Consider the following 16,826-nt stretch of genomic DNA (forward strand, 5'->3'; position numbering starts at 1 on the left):
GGCTGTTCCGAGGCCAGTCGGAGTACGGCTGCCGGGACCGGTGGACCGTGGGTCAGAGCACGGTGATGTGGCCGGGGGCGGGCAGGCGCGGGGCGGTGGCGGGCTCGTGGATGTCCGCGAGGGCCATGAAGAGCAGGGCCACCGCGAGGGCGCCGGGGTCGGGAACGCCGAGGGCGTGGTCCCCGACGTAGCTGGCGCGGCCACGCCGGGGGCGCAGGGAGGCGGTGGCCAGGGCGCCGCGGATGGCGGCCTGGGCGGCCTCGGTGAGCGGCGCCTCGGGGGCGGCCTCCCGTGCCGCGGCCAGGGACTCGGCGGCGGGCGCGAGGGCGTCGACCAGCGTGCAGTCGCCGGGGCTCGCGCCGCCCACCCGGTGGATGGCGGCGTGACCGGCCGCGGCGGCCTCGGCGAGCGCGGCGACCGACGGAGCGCCGCCGTCCGGCGGCGAGGCCGCGGCCAGGTGCTGGAAGAGGAGGCCGAACAACGGGCCGCTGGTGCCCCCGACGCCGTTGAGGAAGGCGTCGGCGAGAGCGGCCGTGCCGTCGGCGCCCGTCTCGTCGGCCAGCTTCACCGCGCGCCGGACGCCACCGGCGAGGTTGTCCCCGAAGTCGCCGTCACCGACGAGCTGGTCGAGCTTGGTGAGGTTGTCACGCACCTGCGTGACAACGAGCGCGTAGCGGTCGAGCAGGGCGCGGTCGCCGCCCGTGCGCGGGGCGCGTACGGGGGAGCTCTCCTTCGACGGCGTCTCCTGCGCGGGCCCGCTCGGGGCGAGCGAGGGGCGCGGCAGGACCAGCGGGGTCCGGGTGGGGGCGGTCCACAGGTCGGCCCACCCCGCGTCGAGCCGGGTGAGGGTGAGCGAGAAGCCGGCCATGTCCAGGGCGGCGGTGAAGGTGCCGGGGACGACCAGCACGGGCCGGACGCCGCGGGCGGTGAGTTCGTCGCTCAGCAGCACGGCGATGGCGCCCAGCTCCAGTTCGGTGGTGGCGCCCAGGCCGTTGACGAGGGCGAGCACCTCGTCGGGCCCGTCGGGCAGCGCGTCGAGGAGGTCGTCGGTCATGCGCCGGACGAGGTCACCGGTCGCGGGCCGCGCGATGGTGCGGGTGCCGCGCTCGCCGTGGATGCCGACGCCGTAGTCGAGCGTCCCCTCGTCCAGCGTGAACGCGGGGCTCAGCGTGGTGGGCGAGGTCTGGGCGCGGGCGGCGACCGCGATACTGCGGGAGCGGGCCACGATCCGCCGCCCCAGCTCGGCGAGCTCCTCCAGGGTCGCGCCCCGATCGGCCGCGGCGCCCAGGAGCTTCTCGACCACGACGGTGGCGGCGGTGCCGCGGCGGCCCGTCGCGCTGTCCGCGCTGTCGGTGGCCAGGTCGTCGTCGACCAGGACCGTGGCGACGGGGATGCCGTCGTGCCGCAGGCGTTCCGCCGCGATCTGGAAGTTGATGACGTCACCGGTGTAGTTCTTCACGATGTGCAGCACGCCGCCACTTTTGGCGGCCGCCGCGCTCGCCTCGTAGATCTGCCGGTTGTGCGGGGAGGCGAAGATCTCGCCGGGGCAGACGGCGTCCAGGCCGCCCCGCCCCAGGAGCCCGGTGTGCAGCGGCTCGTGTCCGGACCCGCCGCCGGAGACCAGGGCGACCGTGCGCGCCGGGTCGGCGTCGCGCGCCCGCAGATACAGGGGGCTGCTGTTCACCTCGATCAGCCCGGCGTGCGCCAGGGCAAGACCTCGGGCGGCGGTCAGGACCGCGTCGTTCTCCGGCAGGAAGTAGCTCATCTGGATCTCCGTAGGTGGGCGGTGAGAGGGGTCGGTGCGGTCGGCGTACGGGTGGTCGCCTGCCCGGGTCGTGTCGCCGCCCGGTACCACGGGGTTCCGCCGGCGCCGGACGACGTGGTGCTCACCCTGTCCGCCCCGCGCTCTCCAAGGTCGGCACCCGCGCCTACCGGCACTCCCGCGTTCCGGTCCCGCGACCCGTGTGCCACGCTGACACCGTGCACCGGCCCGGGCGGCGATACGCAGAGGGCGCGCGGCACCCTTCGTACGACAGCCCATCTTTGCGAGGTCTTGACAGTTGCCCGACGCGCGACGCGAGGATCTGGGACGGATGCTGCGCGCCTGGCGGATGGCGCGGGACCCCGCGCTGCTGCCCGGCCCGGTGCCCTTCCGCGGCCACCGCCGCTACCTCACCCAGCTCGACATGGCCCTACTGCTCGGGGTCTCCGAACGCTGGTACCGCGCCCTGGAGCGGGGCGAGGACCGCGGGTACGCGCGCGAGATGATCACCGGTGTCGTCCGGATCCTGGACCTCTCCCCGCGCCGGGCGAGGGCCCTGTACCGGGGCACCGGGCACCAGCCCCCGAGGCGGCGGGCCGAGGGCGCCCGGCCGGACGACGCACTCCTCGACCTGTTGCACCAGCAGCGCCGGATGAGCTGGATCTGCGACCAGGCCTGGGACGTGGTCGCCGTCAACGCCGTGGCCGCGCGGCACTGCCCCTGGCTGGCCCGCCCGGCCGCGAACGCCATGACCTGGGCGTTCTCCCCGGAGGCCCGCTATCAGCTGCGTGACTGGGAGACGAAGTGGGCCGCGCCGCTCCTCGGCCGGCTGCGCCTCGCCTGGCAGCGCTGGCCGGACAACGAGCGTCTTGACGACGTGGTGCGCACCGTGCGGCGCGAGCCGGGCGTCTCCGACCTCTGGGACCGCGCGGCAGAGGATCAGAACCCCTCCGACGAGGCGCCACGTCCCATGTACTTCCCGCTGGTGGCGCCCGATCCGGTCGATGTGCACATCAGAACGTACGGCCGCTTCGGCGACACGGCGCTGCGTTGGCTGATCCTGACCCCGGCGGACCCGTCCGTCAGCTTTCCCTGACCTACGTCGGCATACGCGGACGTCTACCGGCATCCGCCCGGCGGGGCCCGCTCAGTCCCGTTCGCCGCGCGCCCGGTGCCGGGCGCGCAGAATCAGCAGCACGATCCCCGCGACGGCGCCCGCTCCCGCGTACCCGAGGACCATGTCCTTCTCGGCGGGCGACTCGCTGATGTGCGCCTCCCCGCCCCGCGAGACCCAGACGCGGTCGCCGGTGATGCTGCTCGTCCCCGTCGGTGACCGTCGCCCAGTACCCGGAGACGTAGGTATGCGTGGCGAGGAGCGCGTGGCGCAGCGGTACGGCGAAGGCGACCATCGCCGCGAGCCACAGCCCGACCGCTATCGCCCGGCCGACAGCGCGCCGCTTCCCCTTGGTACGCCGGGCCCCGGTCACACCGCCCCCTCACCATGGCTGCCGAGCCGTCACCCTACGACGGTCGGCCGGGCAGGGCGGCGAGCCAGTCGGTCAGGAGCCGGTTGACCTCGGTGGGGCGTTCCTGCTGGACCCAGTGGCCGCAGCCGTCGAGGATGTGCGAGGAGGACAGGCCCGGCAGGGTGTCGGGGAACGCCTTGATCGCGTCGGCGAGCCAGGTGGTGGAGGCGTCCAGGGCGCCGCCGATGAACAGGGACGGCTGGGTGACCGGGGCGCCCGTGTGCCCGGGGTTGAGGTCCGCCCAGTCGCGGTCCATGGCGCGGTAGCGGTTGAGCGCGCCGGTCAGGCCGGTCCGCTCGAACTCCCCGGCATAGACGTCGAGATCCCGCTCGTCGAGCCAGCCGGGCAGCCGGCCCTCGGGGAACCGGTCGCGCAGCCGCCCGCCGCGGCTCACGAAGTGCGGGTCGGGCGCGTCGGGACCGGGCATGGTGTCGGCGGAGAGAGCCGCGTAGAAACCGGCGAGCCAGCCCCGGACGTCGGGTTCGATCTCGGCCTCGGCGCGGCCGGCCTCCTGGAAGTACGAGACGTAGAACTCCTCGTCACCGCCCATGCCCGCGAACACCTCGCCGGGGCGCGGGCCGCCCGGCGGCGTGTACGGGACGCTCAGCAGGCCGACCGCGCTGAAGACGTCGGGCCGCAGGAGGGCGGAGTGCGCGGCGACGGTCGCGCCCCAGTCGTGTCCGACGATCACCGCGGTCTCCTCGCCGAGCGCGCGCACCACGGCGGCGTTGTCCTCGACGAGTTCGAGCATCCGGTACGCGGAGGCGTCCCGCGGCCTCGACGAGCGGCCGTAGCCGCGTACGTCGACGGCGACCGCGCGGTAGCCGGCCGCGGCCAGGGCCGGCAACTGATGGCGCCAGGAGTACCAGGACTCCGGGAAGCCGTGCACGAGCAGGACGAGGGGCCCGGTGCCCTGCTCCACCAGATGGGTCCGGCCCGCGGGTGAGGCGACCAGGCGGTGCGTGCGGTCCGCGGCGGACGAAGGCTGAGACATGGATCCTCCTGTGCGCTCATGCCGTCGGCGGCGGGGTCCGCCGACCGTGCGACTGAGATGGGCGTGGTCACGAGCTTGCTGCGGCGCGGGCGGTGTCGCGATCTTCGTTGCCGATTCGGCAAATCGCCGGTTGGCGTGGAGCCGCCGCCGGGGCCGGAATCCGGATCGGCTTCGGGGCCGGTCGCGCCGCGGGGAATCGGACCATGCCTCAAGTCCGGTACGTACGCCGGGGGTTGACACCGCCGTTGGCCGGAATACGTTACATGCAATATGGAACATGCCGTCGAACAGATGGGACTTCCGTGACAGAGACAAGCCATCAACGACCGCGCCCGTGCGATCTCCTGCTCTCCCACGCCCGTGTCGTCACCGTCGACGACCGGCGCGCCGTGTACGAACCGGGGTCGGTCGCCGTCGTGGGCGGGTACGTCGCCGCCGTGGGGCCCGCGGCGGAGGTCGACGCGGCGTGGCGGGCGGCCAGGACGGTGGACTGCCGGGGCCGTGCCGTGCTGCCGGGGTTCACCGACGGACACACCCACCTGTTCCAGTCGCTCGCGCGGGGCCTCGGCGAGGGGCTGCCCATCTGGCCGTGGCTGTGCGAGTTCATGTGGCCGTACTCGATCGCCATGGAACCGGCCGACGCGCGGATCGCGGCCACGCTCGGCGCGGTGGAGGCGCTGCGCTCGGGCATCACGACCGTCGTCGACAACCACTACGCGCCCACGGACGTCGAGACCGTGCTCGCGGTGGCCGACGCCGTCGAGTCGGCCGGTCTGCGCGGCGCGGTCGCCCGGGGCATGCTCGGCGACCGTACGGCCGTCGCGGCGGCCCGGGGCCTTCCCGAAGAGCTGTTCCGCCACTCCACCGCGGAGGAGCTGGAGATCACCCGCGAGTGCCTGGTGCGCCGTGGGCCGAGGGCGCGGGTCGGCGTGTGGCCCGCGCCGCTGAACCTCAGCTACGTGGACCAGAAGCTGGTCACCGGCGCGGTCGCGCTGGCCGAGGAGTTCGACGTCCGCTGGCACGCGCACTGCTGCGAGGGCGCCAAGGACCCGGAGAGCTATGTGGAGGCGTACGGCGTGCGGCCCGTGGAGTGGCTCGAACGCGCGGGGCTGCTCGACTCGCGGGCGACGCTCGCCCACGCCGTGTGGCTGGCCGACGACGAGATCTCCGCGCTCGGCGAGCGCCGCGCGGGCGTCGCGCACAACCCGGCGTCCAACGCCTATCTGGCCTCCGGGGTCATGCGGCTGCGCGCGCTGCGGGAGGCCGGGGCCGTGGTGTCCCTCGGCACGGACGGGCCCAGCGCGGGGCACCGCCAGGACATGTTCGAGGTGATGAAGCAGACCCTGTTCGGACAGCGCCAGCAGACGCTGGATCCGGCGGCGCTGCGGGCCGAGGACGCCCTGGAGCTCGCCACCCGCGAGGGCGGCAGGTACGCCGCCGCGGGCGCGGGCGCCGTGTGCGCCGGGGCCCCGGCCGACCTCGTCGTGGTCGGCCTCGACCGGCCGCATCTGCGCCCGCTGCACCGGACCGTGGCGGCGCTGGTCTACTCGGCGCGCGGCTCGGACGTCGACATGACGATCGTCGACGGCAGAGTCGTCTTCGAGGACGGCCGCTGCCCACTGGTCGACGAGGATGCGCTGCTCACCGAGGCCCAGGAACGGGCCGAACGCCTCGTGGCGCGGGCCGGGTTCGCCGGACTGCGCACCCCTTGGCGGCACTGAGACCGCCGCACGCACCCTCTGGCACCGCACCGCACCGCACCGCACTGCACCACACCGCATCGCTGTCCCTCGGCTGCCCGTCCGCGGCCCCGCACGTGCGCCACAAGTCACGCCCCGTCGGCTCACGCCCAGACGGGTGGAGGGAGAACGCACATGCACCACCGGAAAGCACACGGCAAGGACGCCCGCACAGCCGCTGAACGCAACCCCCCTGACAAGGCCCCCGCCGGCAGAGACCCCGTCGAGGCCGTGCCGTCGCTCTGGCGGCTCGCCGTCTACGGGCTCCAGCACGTCCTCGCCTTCTACGCCGGCGCCGTGGTCATGCCGCTGCTCGTCGCCGAGGGCATCGGCCTGTCCGGCGACGACATCGGTCTGCTGGTCAACGCCTCGCTCCTGACCTGCGGTCTCGCGACGCTGCTCCAGTCCGTCGGGCTGCCCGGCATCGGCATCCGGCTGCCGGTCGTGCAGGGCACGTCGACGACCGCCGTCCCCTCGCTCGTCTCCGTGGGCCTCGCGGCGGGCGGCGCGCGGGCGGGGCTGCCGACGGTGTTCGGCGCGGTGATCGCCGCGGGTCTCGCACTGTTCGTCATCGCGCCGGTCTTCAGCAGGCTGGTGCGGTTCTTCCCGCCGCTGGTCACCGGCACCATCGTCACGATCGTCGGCATCACGCTGCTCGCGGTGGCCGCGCGTCAGGTCGGCGGCGGCGACCCGGCGGACCGCTCGTTCGGTTCGCCCGCCCATCTCGGCCTGGCCGCCGTCACGCTGGTCGCCATCCTGCTCTTCAACAAGCTCTCCCGGGGCTTCCTCGCCACCGTCGCCGTCCTGGCCGGGCTCGTCATCGGGACCGGGGTCGCCGCGCTCACCGGGCGTACGGACTTCTCCGGGATCGGGGACTCCGCCTGGCTGGGCATGGCCGCGCCGCTGCACTTCGGCGCGCCCCGGTTCGACACCGTGGCCCTCCTGTCCGTCTTCCTCGTGATGGTCATCATCGCGGTGGAGTCCATCGGGCAGTTCTTCGCCGTCGGCCGGATCGTGGGCCGGGAGGTGTCGGGCCTGCACGTCACGCGCGCCCTGCGGGCGGACGGCCTGGCGACAGCAGCCGCCGGGGCACTCAACTCCTTTCCCAGCACGGTGTATTCGCAGAACATCGGGCTGATCCAGCTGACCCGCGTGAAGTCGCGCTGGATCGTCGCGGCGAGCGGCGTGATCATGATGCTGCTCGGCCTGGTGCCGAAGGTGGGTGCCGTGGTGGCGTCGATGCCGACGTCGGTGCTGGGCGGGGCGACGATCGTGCTGTTCTCGACCATCGCGGTGGTCGGCGTGCAGATACTCGGCCAGGCCGATCTGGCCGACCAGCGCAACACGATCCTCGTCGCGGCCAGCGTGGGGATCGGCTTCCTGCCGACGGCGTTCCCGCAGTTCGCCGAGCAGATGCCGGGGCGGCAGCTGCATGCGTTGTTCGAGAGCGGCATCATCCTCGGCACCCTCACGGCGGTGCTCCTCAACCTCTTCTTCCACCATCTGCGACTGCCGGGACAGAAGAAGAACGACGCGCGTTCCGAGAAGAGTGACGCGCACTCCATTGACCGGTCCGAACATTACATGCAACATGAAGACCTACCTGACGGACCCGAAGTCGTCGCCAAGGACGCGCCATGACAAGGGAGTTGGAGATGCAGACGCAGAGGGCGGTGAATCCGGTGGCGGCGGGGACCCTGCTGGCGGACCGCGCGTACGACGAGCTGAAGAGCGCCGTGCTCGCCGGGCGGCTGCGTCCCGGCGACGCCCTTTCGGTCCCCGCTCTCGCCGTGCAGATGGGCATCAGCCGCAGCCCCGTCCGTGAGGCCGTGCAGCGGCTCATCCACGACGGCCTCGCCACCCATGCCGCCCATCGGGGTGCGGTCGTCTCCACGGTCGACATCGAGGACGTGCGCCAGCTCTACGCCGTGCGCGAGGTGATGGAGGGCCTCGCGGCCCGCCTGGCCACGGAGCGGCTCGACGCCGGCACGGTCGGCGAGCTGCGCCGCCTCCTCGAACGCCACGAGGCGCTGGTGACCTCCGAGTTCGACGAGCAGGCACACATCGAGATGGACGTCGCCTACCACCGGCTGATCCGCGAGGCGGCGGGCAACGACCACCTGACCGCCGCCCTCGACACCATCCAGGGCAAGGCGCACCTGGCGCTGCACTCGCTGTGGCGCAGCCCGCAGGCCCCGCGGCTCGCCGTGGACGAGCACCGGCGCGTCTTCGAGGCGATGACGGCGGGCGATCCGGACGCCGCGGAGCAGGCGGCCCGCGACCACATCAGGCGGCTGCGGACCCGGCTCTCCCAGGCCGTATCGGCGGACGCCGCCCCGGACGCCGCCCACCGGCCGGTGCGCCCCACCGCGTGAAGGCTCGGCCCCGCCCCCCGCTCCACGGAAGGGATGTGACCCCATCGTGAGCACCACCACCAGCGAGCGCGACGGCGTCGGCGTACGCAACGGCATCGGCGAGAGCGTCCCGCGCCCCGACGGCAGGCTGAAGGTCCGCGGCGACTTCGCCTACGCCTCCGATCTGCGCTGGGAGGGCATGGTGTGGGGCGCGACCCTGCGCAGCCCGCACCCGTCGGCCCGCATCCTGCGCCTGGACACCTCCCGCGCCCGCCGCCTCCCGGGGGTGGTGACGGTGCTCACCCACGAGGACGTGCCGGGGAGGAAGCTGTACGGCATGAAGGTCGCCGACCAGCCGGTGCTCGCCATCGACCGGGTGCGCTACCAGGGCGAGCCGGTCGCCCTGGTGGCCGCCGACCATCCCGAGACGGCCCGCCGCGCGCTGCGCCTGATCGAGGTGGAGTACGTGGAGCTGCCCGCGCTCACCGATCCGGAGGAGGCGCTCGTGGCCGCCGGGCCGCTGGTCCACGAGCGGCGCGTGGACGGCGGGGAGGGCAACGTCGTACGGCACGTCCGCATCCGGCACGGCGACCTGTCCGCCGCGCGGGGGACGGCGGACGTGGTCGTGTCGGGAACGTACGAGGTCGGCATGCAGGACCAGGCGTTCCTCGGCCCGGAGGCGGGCCTCGCGATCCCGGCCGACGACGGCGGCGTGGACGTCTACGTGTCCACGCAGTGGCTGCACGACGACCGGCACCAGATGTGCTCGGCTCTCGGACTGCCCCCGGAGAAGGTGCGGTTGACGCTCTCCGGGGTGGGCGGCGCGTTCGGCGGCCGCGAGGACGTGTCGGTGCAGATCCACGCCGCGCTCCTCGCGCTGCGCACCGGCCGTCCCGTGAAGATGAGCTACCACCGCGAGGAGTCGTTCTTCGGACACGTGCACCGGCACCCGGCGAAGATGTGGTTCGAGCACGGCGCCACCCGCGAGGGGAAGCTCGTCTTCGTCAAGGCGCGGCTCCTCCTCGACGGCGGCGCGTACACCTCCACGTCACAGGTCGTCATCGCGAACGGCTCGTACTTCGCGGCGGGCGCGTACGAGGTGCCGCACGCCGAGATCGACGGGTTCTCCGTCTTCACCAACAACCCCCCGTGCGGGGCGATGCGCGGCTTCGGCGCCGTGCAGTCCTGTTACGGAGTGGAGTCCAACCTCGACAAGCTGGCACGCGAACTCGGTCTGGAGCCGGTCGAGTTGCGGCTGCGCAACGCCATGAAGACCGGGACCGTACTGCCGACAGGGCAGGCCGTGGACGGCCCCGCACCCGCCGCCGAACTCCTGCGGCGGCTGCGCGCCCGCCCGCTTCCTTCCGCCCCCGACGGCGCCTTCGGCCTGCCCGGCGGCCTCAACAACACCACGCACGGCGAAGGCGTCAGACGGGGCGTCGGGTACGCGATCGGGGTCAAGGCGATCGGCTTCTCCGGTGGCGTCGACGACCGTTCGGTGGCACGCGTGCGGCTCTCGCTGGTGAACGGCGAGCCGGTCGCCGAGGTGCACACGGCGGCGGCCGAGTGCGGGCAGGGCATCGTCACCGTGCAGGCGCAGATCGTCCGCACCGAGCTGGGGTTGGACCGCGTGGTGGTGCTCCCCGCCGACACCCTGGTGGGGGACGCCGGGTCGGCGTCGGCGTCCCGGATCACCTGGATGAGCGGGGGCGCGGTGCGGGGCGCGTGCGAGGCACTGCGCGATCGGCTGGCCGGCCTCGGCGACGGGGACTTGACCGACCTCCTGGCCGCGCACGGGCCACTGGAGAGCGAGTACGAGTTCGCGCACCGCCGCACCCACCCGGTCGACCCGGAGCGCGGGCAGGGCGACGCGCACATCGCCTTCGCTTTCGCGGCGCACCGGGCCGTGGTGGACGTGGACACCGAGCTCGGCCTGGTGAAGGTGGTCGAGCTCGCCACCGCGCAGGATGTCGGCAAGGCGATGAATCCCCTCGCGGTGACGGGCCAGATCGAGGGCGGCAGCGCACAGGGGCTCGGGCTCGCCCTCATGGAGGAGCTGCGCGTGGAGGGCGGCCGGGTGCGCAACCCGTCGTTCACCGACTACCTCATCCCCACCGTGGCGGACATGCCCTCCGTCCCCGTCGACCTCCTCGAACTGCCGCACCCCGACGCGCCGTACGGCCTGAACGGGGTCGGCGAGCCGCCGACCCTGTCGTCCACCCCGGCGATCGTCAACGCGCTGCGCGACGCGACGGGCCTGGAGCTCTCCAGGGTGCCGGTGCGGCCCACCGACTTCCTGACCGCGGAAGGGAGGTGAGGCGGGCCCTGCCCTGGGTCCCCAAACGGTCCACCACGTGAGACATGGTCGGTACCAGCTGGGAAGGAACGAGCACCTTGATCATCGACACCCATATGCACCCCACGAACATCGTGGACCAGGCCTGGCGGCACGACGGGTCGCCCTTCACGGGCGAGCGCACCATCGAGATGATGGACGGCCCGTACATGATCAACGGCAAGCCGCGCCGGATCGACTACGGCTGCATCATGCCGCCGCCCGGCAACAGCGTCTGGCAGGACGGGATGCGGACCGGGCGCGAGGGCATCCGCGACTACATGGCGTACATCACCGAACTGGTCCAGCGCTACCCCGACCGGTTCATCGGGAACTTCATGTACAACCCGCGCTTCGGGCCCGAGAACGGCGCGAAGGAGCTGGAGTTCCACGTCAAGGAGTACGGCTACAAGATGGTCAAGCTGCATGCCAACATGCATGCCTACCGTCCCGACCGGGCGCTCGACTGGCTCCGTCCCGTGCTGCGCGTCTGCGACGAACTGGGCCTCGTCGTGCTGATCCACACCGGGGACGGGCCGTACTCGATCCCGACGCAGTTCTACCCGGTCATCCGGGAGTTCAAGGACGTCAACTTCATCCTGGCGCACTTCGGGGTGCAGACGGGCGGCGTCTACTGCTTCGAGGCGCTGTACATGATCCTCGACTCACCCAATGTGTACGGGGAGTCGGGCTGGCTGCTCCAGTCGCGGATCGTGGAGTTCGCGCAGCAGATGGAGCGCCACCAGCTGGTGTTCGGCACGGACTCGCCGCCGAACGAGCCGGGCATGTGGGCGAGGGAGTTGGAGGTGCTGTGCGGGCCGCCGCCGCAGGGCATGCACCTGTCCGAGGAGGACCTGGAGGGCTACCTCGGCAACAACATGGCCAAGCTGCTCGGGCTGAAGCCCTCTCCCCCGCCGCGTGACCAGGCGGAGGCGCAGCTGCGCCTGAAGGACACCTACGCCTCGCTGGACACGGCGTCCCGGGCGTGACTCCCGCGCGCGGGGCCGCCCTTGTGCTTCGGGCGGCCCCGCGCCTGCTTCCCGTCAGCCGGGCCGACCCGGCGTCCACTTCCCGCCGGTCCGGCAGGCACGGCACAGCACGGCGTCGAGAAACGGATCCCTCATGCAGCGCATCGGTCACATCCTTCCCTCCACCACACTCGGCGCCGACCGCTGGGCGGTGCGGATCTGCGCCCCCGTAGCGGTGGAGACCGCGCACCCCACGGCCCGCGCCGCACTGGCCGAGCAGCTGTGCGGGCCTGCGCTCACCGAAAGCCAGACGGCTGAACTGGACCGCGCCGCCCAGCAGTTGGCCCACGCGGGCGCGGACGCCGTCGTATGGAACGGCGAATCGTGCGGGCTGCACGGGGTGGCACACGCGCGGGCCGTGGTCCGCGCCATCGAGGCGAAAGCCGGCGTGCCCGCGTCCACGATCACCCTGGGCCAGCTCGACCTGCTCGCCCGGCGCGGGCTGCCGTCGCTGGCCCTGATCGTCCCGGGTTCGCGCGAGCGCGCGGGGCGTATCGCCGACACCTACCTCGCCGCGGGCCTGCGGGTCTCCTCGGTCACCGCACTGGGCCTCGCGACGGCGCGGGAGGCCGCGGAGCTGCCCGTGGCGCGGCTGCGGCGGCTGCTGCTCGACGCGGACACTGACGACGCGCGCTGCGTGGTGGTGGCGGGCACCGAGCTGCCGGTGGCGCCGGTCGCCGCCCTGGTGGAGCGGGAGCTCGGCAAGCCCGTCTTCGACGGTGCGCGGGTCGCGGTGCACACCGGCCTGGAACTCCTGGGGCTGCGCGTCAACTCCCCCGAGTGGGGGCTGCTGTTCACCGGCGACGAGCACGCGGGGGTCTGCTGTGACAGCCACTGAGAGCGGGGCGCAGGACCTGCGGGGGTTCCTCGACGCGCAGTCGGGCGCCGACGACGTCCTGACCGTGGCGGAGGAGATCGAGGGGGAGGACGTGGCCGCGCTGGTCCAGGAGCTGGCGGCGCGCGGCCGGCACGACATGCTGGTGTGCCCGCGCGTCAAGGGCCTCGGCACGACGCTGGTCACCAACGTCTTCGCCTCGCGCCACCGGGTGGCCCGCCTCCTCGGCACCGACCGGGCCGGCCTGCACCGCGCCTACCAGGCGGCATCGGCACGGCGCCGCGAACCACGTGTGGTGGCCGGCGGGCCCGTGCAGGAGGTGGTGGAGGAGGGCGGCGCCGTCGACCTGACCGCCCTGCCGCTGATCCGGCACTTCGCGTCCGACCGTGCCCCGTACATCACCAGCGGCGTCGTCACGGTAGAGGCGCCGGACGACGCGCCGGGCCGCGCCGGCAACCTCAGCTACCACCGGGCCATGGTCCACTCCCGCGACGAACTCGCCACCAGCCTGCACTCGCGCGGGCATCTGTGGCAGCTCCTGCACCTCGCCGAGGAGCGGGGCCGGGTCCTGCCGGTGGCGATGGTGATCGGCGCCCATCCGCTGTTCCTGCTCGCCGCGTCCGCCCGGGTCGGCCCCGGCGATGACGAACGCGCCATCGCGGGCGGTCTTTTCGGCGCGCCGCTCGACGTGGTCGAGACGCCGCGGCACGGCATCCGGGTGCCCGCGGGGGCCGAGCTGGTCCTTGAGGGGTTCATCGATCCCCGGCGGCGGGCGGAGGAAGGGCCGTTCGGGGAGTTCTCCGGGTACTCGTCGGACCGCTCCACCCACAACGTCCTGACCGTGCAGACGGTCCTGCGCCGCCACGACGCCCTGCTCCTCGACGTGGTCGGCGGCAACAGCGCCGAGCACCTCACCCTGGCCAGGCTGCCCCGCGAGGCGGAGATGGCCGAGCAGCTGACGCGCCGCTTCCCCGAGGTCACCGCCCTGCACTACCCCACGTCGGGCACGCACTTCCACGCCTACGCGGCGCTGCGGCAGTCCCGTCCCGGCCAGGCCCGCCAGATCATGCTGGCGCTGCTCGGCTGGGACCCGTACCTCAAGACGGTGGTGGCGGTCGACGAGGACGTCGACGTGACTCGGGACGCGGACGTGCTGTGGGCCGTCGCCACGCACCTCCAACCGCACCGTGACGTGTTCCTCGTCGACGGCCTGCCGGGCAGCCCGCTCGACCCGTCGTCGACGGCGGACGGCACGACGTCCCGGATGGCGCTCGACGCGACGCGGGGCGCCGATTTCCACGGCGTACGCATCCACGTGGAGCCGCACCGCGTGGAAACGGCGCGCCGCATCATCGACGGGCCCGCGCCATGCGGTTGATCGTCGGCATCACGGGCGCGACCGGGGCGATCCTCGGCGTCCGGCTCCTCGAAGCGCTGCGGCAGCTCGACGATGTCGAGACGCATCTGGTCCTCAGCCGCTGGGCGCGCGCCACGATCGAACTGGAGACGCCCTGGACGGTCCGCGACGTCGGCAAGCTCGCGGACGTGGTGCACCGCCCCGGCGACCAGGCGGCGCCCCTCTCCTCGGGGTCCTTCGCCACCGACGGCATGGTGGTGGTGCCGTGCAGCATGAAGACGCTCGCCGGGATACGGGCGGGCTACGCGGACGGTCTGATCGGCCGCGCCGCGGACGTCGTGCTCAAGGAGCGGCGCCGTCTGGTGCTCGTCCCGCGGGAGACGCCGCTGCACGAGATCCACCTGGAGAACATGCTGGCGCTGGCCCGGATGGGCGTCACGCTGGTCCCGCCGATGCCCGCCTTCTACAACCACCCGGCGACGGTCGCCGACATCGTCGACCACGTCGTGGCGCGCGTGCTGGACCAGCTCGGTCTCCCGGGGCCGGGGACGGGGCGGTGGAACGGCGTTCCGGGGCGCTGATGCGCCGTTTCAGCGCGTGGCGCCCTCGGTGAGGACGGCGGAAAGGACGCGCACATGGCCGTGCGGGAGGTCCTTGGTCGCCGTGAGCAGGGTGAGGCGACCGGTGCGGGCGAGGGCGCGGAGCCGGTCGAGTCCGGCGGCGCGGCCGGCGTCGGCGAGCTCCTGGCGGTAACGCCCGGCGAACTCCTCGAAGCGGTCGGGGTCGTGGGCGTACCAGCGGCGCAGCTCGTCGGAAGGCGCCAGCTCCTTCTCCCAGACGTCTAGGTGGGCCCGCTCCCTGGAGATTCCGCGCGGCCACAGCCGGTCGACGAGGACGCGGCTGCCGTCACCGGGGTCCGAGGGGTCGTAGACGCGCTTGACCTGGATGTCGAGGTGGCGACTTGTCGTCATGTCCGCATTTTCCCTCCGCGGGAAGGGGCTCGGGCACCGCGCGCATGACCCGTTCGGGCGAGCAGTACGGGCCGCGGCTCCCGGGCCCTGATCCAGTGTGCCCATGACGGGACGCATCGGCAGCATCGACCGGCGGTGGTTCGAACGGGTGGCGTCGGCGCGGCTGCCGGGCGCCGAGCAGCTGCTGCCGCCGCTCAGCAGGGCGGCGAACCACGGGCGCCTCTGGTTCGGCTCGGCGGCGGTGCTCGCCGCCGTGGGCGGCCCCGCGGCCCGGCGTGCCGCGCGGCGCGGGGTGGGCGCTCTCGCGCTTGCCTCGCTGACCACGAACTCCGTCGCCAAGTACGCCGTACGCCGGCGCAGGCCCGTCATGGCCGGGGTCCCCGCGGTGCGGCACCTGGGCAAGAGACCCTGGACGTCGTCGTTCCCGTCCGGGCACTCCGCGTCGGCGGCGGCGTTCGCCGTCGGGGTGGCCCTGGAGGCGCCCCGGTACGGCGCGCTGCTCGCGCCGGTCGCCGCGGCCGTCGCCTTCTCCCGGGTGTACGTGGGAGTCCACTACCCCGGCGACGTGCTGGCCGGATGCGCGCTCGGCGCCGCCGCGGCCGCGCTCACCTGCTACTGGTGGCCGCCGCGTCCCTCGCCCGCCCAGCACCGGCGGACCCGGGTCGCGGCGCCCGCGCTGCCGGACGGCGAGGGGCTGATCGTCGTCCTCAACTCCGGTGCGGGCAAAGGCGTTCCGGGGCGGCTGCCCGCGCGTGAGCACCTGGAGCTGCTGCTGCCGGGGGCCGAGATCCTCGCGCGCGGCCCCGGCGACGACCTCGGCGAGGTGCTCGACAAGGCCGTGGCGCGGGCCACCGGGTCGGGCGGCGTGCTCGGGGTGTGCGGCGGCGACGGCACGGTGAACGCCGTCGCCCGGCGCGCCGCGTCCGCAGGCCTTCCGCTCGCGGTCTTCCCCGGCGGCACCCTCAACCACTTCGCCCTGGACGTCGGCACGCCCACCTTCGAGGACACCGCGCACGCGGTGCAGCGCGGCGAGGCCGTCCGCGTCGACCTGGCCCGCGTGCGCGACGGGTCGGGCGCGGCCGTCACCGGCTTCGTCAACACCTTCAGCATCGGGCTCTATCCGGAACTGGTGCGCAAGCGCGAGAAGCTGGAGGGGCGCATCGGCAAGTGGCCCGCGGCGGCCGTGTCGTTCCTCGACGTGCTGCGGACGGCGGCCCCGCTGCGGATCCGGCTCGACGGCCGGGACCGCGTCCTGTGGCTGCTCTTCGCGGGCAATGGCCAGTACGTCCCTGACGGCCTCGCGTTCACCCACCGGCCGCGCATGGACGACGGCCTCCTCGACGTCCGCACGGTCGACGCGGAGGCGACGCTGGCCCGCACCCGCGTCGCCCTCTCCGCCCTGGGCGGTGCGCTGCGGCGCTCCCGGGTCTTCCGCGCCGAGCGCGTCGAGGAGATCGCGCTCAGCGGCCTTGAGGACGTGGCGAGCCTCGCGTACGACGGGGAGACCGCTCCGGCGCCGGACGCCCTGCGCCTCGACAAGCGGCACGGCGCGCTGCTGGTCTACAGCCCGGCCGCGCCGCTGGACGAGATCGCGCAGCGGGCCCGCACCATGTCGCTCGCGGCGAACCGCCGCCCGCGCCGGGGGCCCACTGCCTGAGAGCCTGTCTTTGAACCCCCGTCGTCCGCGCGAAGCGCGGGCGCAGCGGTGGATTGGGGCCTCCCCTGCTCGAGCGGAGCCGAGAGCTTGGGGAAGCGTGCGATCGGTGTGCGGAGTTCCAGGTCATGTGGCGGAGCCACCTGTCCTGGGGCTCCGTGCGCCGAGCGTGCGTGCCGGGCGCCGGGGCGCAGACGGGGGTTCAAAGACAGGCTCTGAGTGTGCGACAGGTCCTGCGGCGTCATCCCCGCGCGCCGTCCCACCAGGGCCC

General features: G+C 73.6%; 13 protein-coding genes. 10 read left to right on the top strand and 3 right to left on the bottom strand.

Annotation, left to right across the window (positions count from 1 at the left end; all coding sequences use genetic code 11):
* Positions 1-52 precede the first annotated feature (52 nt).
* Positions 53-1,765 carry a dihydroxyacetone kinase family protein gene (locus AC07DI_RS14250; protein ID WP_478904599.1) on the bottom strand — a complete coding sequence of 571 codons (1,713 nt, stop codon included), beginning with the start codon at positions 1,763-1,765 and terminating at the stop codon, positions 53-55.
* Positions 1,766-2,060: 295 nt separating this feature from the next.
* Between AC07DI_RS14250 and AC07DI_RS14255 the strand changes: the two genes are divergently transcribed.
* Entirely contained in the window at positions 2,061-2,858 is a 798-nt protein-coding gene (locus AC07DI_RS14255; protein ID WP_478904601.1) for an MmyB family transcriptional regulator, read from the top strand.
* A gap of 425 nt (positions 2,859-3,283) precedes the next feature.
* On the opposite strand, the gene AC07DI_RS14260 is transcribed toward AC07DI_RS14255, so the two are convergent.
* On the bottom strand, positions 3,284-4,282 hold the full coding sequence (locus tag AC07DI_RS14260) for an alpha/beta fold hydrolase (protein WP_384254830.1): 999 nt from the start codon (positions 4,280-4,282) through the stop codon (positions 3,284-3,286).
* A gap of 302 nt (positions 4,283-4,584) precedes the next feature.
* Between AC07DI_RS14260 and AC07DI_RS14265 the strand changes: the two genes are divergently transcribed.
* From AC07DI_RS14265 to AC07DI_RS14300, 8 genes are all read left to right on the top strand, one after another.
* A complete protein-coding gene (locus AC07DI_RS14265; RefSeq protein WP_478904603.1) occupies positions 4,585-6,003 on the top strand; it encodes an amidohydrolase family protein in 1,419 nt (472 codons plus the stop codon).
* A 153-nt stretch (positions 6,004-6,156) separates the two neighbouring features.
* The gene (locus tag AC07DI_RS14270) at positions 6,157-7,662 is read left to right on the top strand and encodes a nucleobase:cation symporter-2 family protein (protein WP_478904605.1); all 1,506 of its coding nucleotides are present in this window, start codon (positions 6,157-6,159) and stop codon (positions 7,660-7,662) included.
* 14 nt (positions 7,663-7,676) lie between these two features.
* Positions 7,677-8,396 (top strand): GntR family transcriptional regulator, encoded by a 720-nt coding sequence (locus tag AC07DI_RS14275; RefSeq protein WP_478904607.1) that lies wholly within the window; start codon positions 7,677-7,679, stop codon positions 8,394-8,396.
* Positions 8,397-8,442: 46 nt separating this feature from the next.
* On the top strand, positions 8,443-10,692 hold the full coding sequence (locus AC07DI_RS14280; RefSeq protein WP_478904609.1) for a molybdopterin cofactor-binding domain-containing protein: 2,250 nt from the start codon (positions 8,443-8,445) through the stop codon (positions 10,690-10,692).
* Positions 10,693-10,769: 77 nt separating this feature from the next.
* Complete coding sequence (locus tag AC07DI_RS14285; RefSeq protein WP_478904611.1) at positions 10,770-11,699, top strand: amidohydrolase family protein; 930 nt, start codon at positions 10,770-10,772, stop codon at positions 11,697-11,699.
* A 133-nt stretch (positions 11,700-11,832) separates the two neighbouring features.
* Positions 11,833-12,576 (top strand): aspartate racemase/maleate isomerase family protein, encoded by a 744-nt coding sequence (locus AC07DI_RS14290; protein WP_478904613.1) that lies wholly within the window; start codon positions 11,833-11,835, stop codon positions 12,574-12,576.
* Positions 12,563-13,951: a UbiD family decarboxylase gene (locus AC07DI_RS14295; protein ID WP_478904615.1), complete on the top strand. Its 1,389-nt coding sequence runs from the start codon at positions 12,563-12,565 to the stop codon at positions 13,949-13,951. Before AC07DI_RS14290 ends, AC07DI_RS14295 begins: the two co-directional genes overlap by 14 nt.
* Entirely contained in the window at positions 13,942-14,511 is a 570-nt protein-coding gene (locus AC07DI_RS14300) for a non-oxidative hydroxyarylic acid decarboxylases subunit B (RefSeq protein WP_478904617.1), read from the top strand. Before AC07DI_RS14295 ends, AC07DI_RS14300 begins: the two co-directional genes overlap by 10 nt.
* 9 nt (positions 14,512-14,520) lie before the next feature.
* Here the strand turns inward: AC07DI_RS14300 and AC07DI_RS14305 are convergent, their stop codons facing one another.
* A complete protein-coding gene (locus AC07DI_RS14305; RefSeq protein ID WP_478904619.1) occupies positions 14,521-14,901 on the bottom strand; it encodes a DUF488 domain-containing protein in 381 nt (126 codons plus the stop codon).
* A gap of 103 nt (positions 14,902-15,004) precedes the next feature.
* Here AC07DI_RS14305 and AC07DI_RS14310 point away from each other — a divergent pair, with 103 nt between their 5' ends.
* The gene (locus AC07DI_RS14310; protein WP_478904621.1) at positions 15,005-16,558 is read left to right on the top strand and encodes a phosphatase PAP2 family protein; all 1,554 of its coding nucleotides are present in this window, start codon (positions 15,005-15,007) and stop codon (positions 16,556-16,558) included.
* The last annotated feature ends 268 nt before the right edge of the window (positions 16,559-16,826 follow it).

The organism is Streptomyces sp. NPDC044106 (assembly GCF_056433985.1).

Coding starts and splice junctions, on each gene's coding strand:
- AC07DI_RS14250 (WP_478904599.1), bottom strand. CDS start 1,765: ATGAGCTACTTCCTGCCGGAGAACGACGCGGTCCTGACCGCCGCCCGA.
- AC07DI_RS14260 (WP_384254830.1), bottom strand. CDS start 4,282: ATGTCTCAGCCTTCGTCCGCCGCGGACCGCACGCACCGCCTGGTCGCC.
- AC07DI_RS14270 (WP_478904605.1), top strand. CDS start 6,157: ATGCACCACCGGAAAGCACACGGCAAGGACGCCCGCACAGCCGCTGAA.
- AC07DI_RS14275 (WP_478904607.1), top strand. CDS start 7,677: ATGCAGACGCAGAGGGCGGTGAATCCGGTGGCGGCGGGGACCCTGCTG.
- AC07DI_RS14290 (WP_478904613.1), top strand. CDS start 11,833: ATGCAGCGCATCGGTCACATCCTTCCCTCCACCACACTCGGCGCCGAC.
- AC07DI_RS14300 (WP_478904617.1), top strand. CDS start 13,942: ATGCGGTTGATCGTCGGCATCACGGGCGCGACCGGGGCGATCCTCGGC.
- AC07DI_RS14305 (WP_478904619.1), bottom strand. CDS start 14,901: ATGACGACAAGTCGCCACCTCGACATCCAGGTCAAGCGCGTCTACGAC.
- AC07DI_RS14310 (WP_478904621.1), top strand. CDS start 15,005: ATGACGGGACGCATCGGCAGCATCGACCGGCGGTGGTTCGAACGGGTG.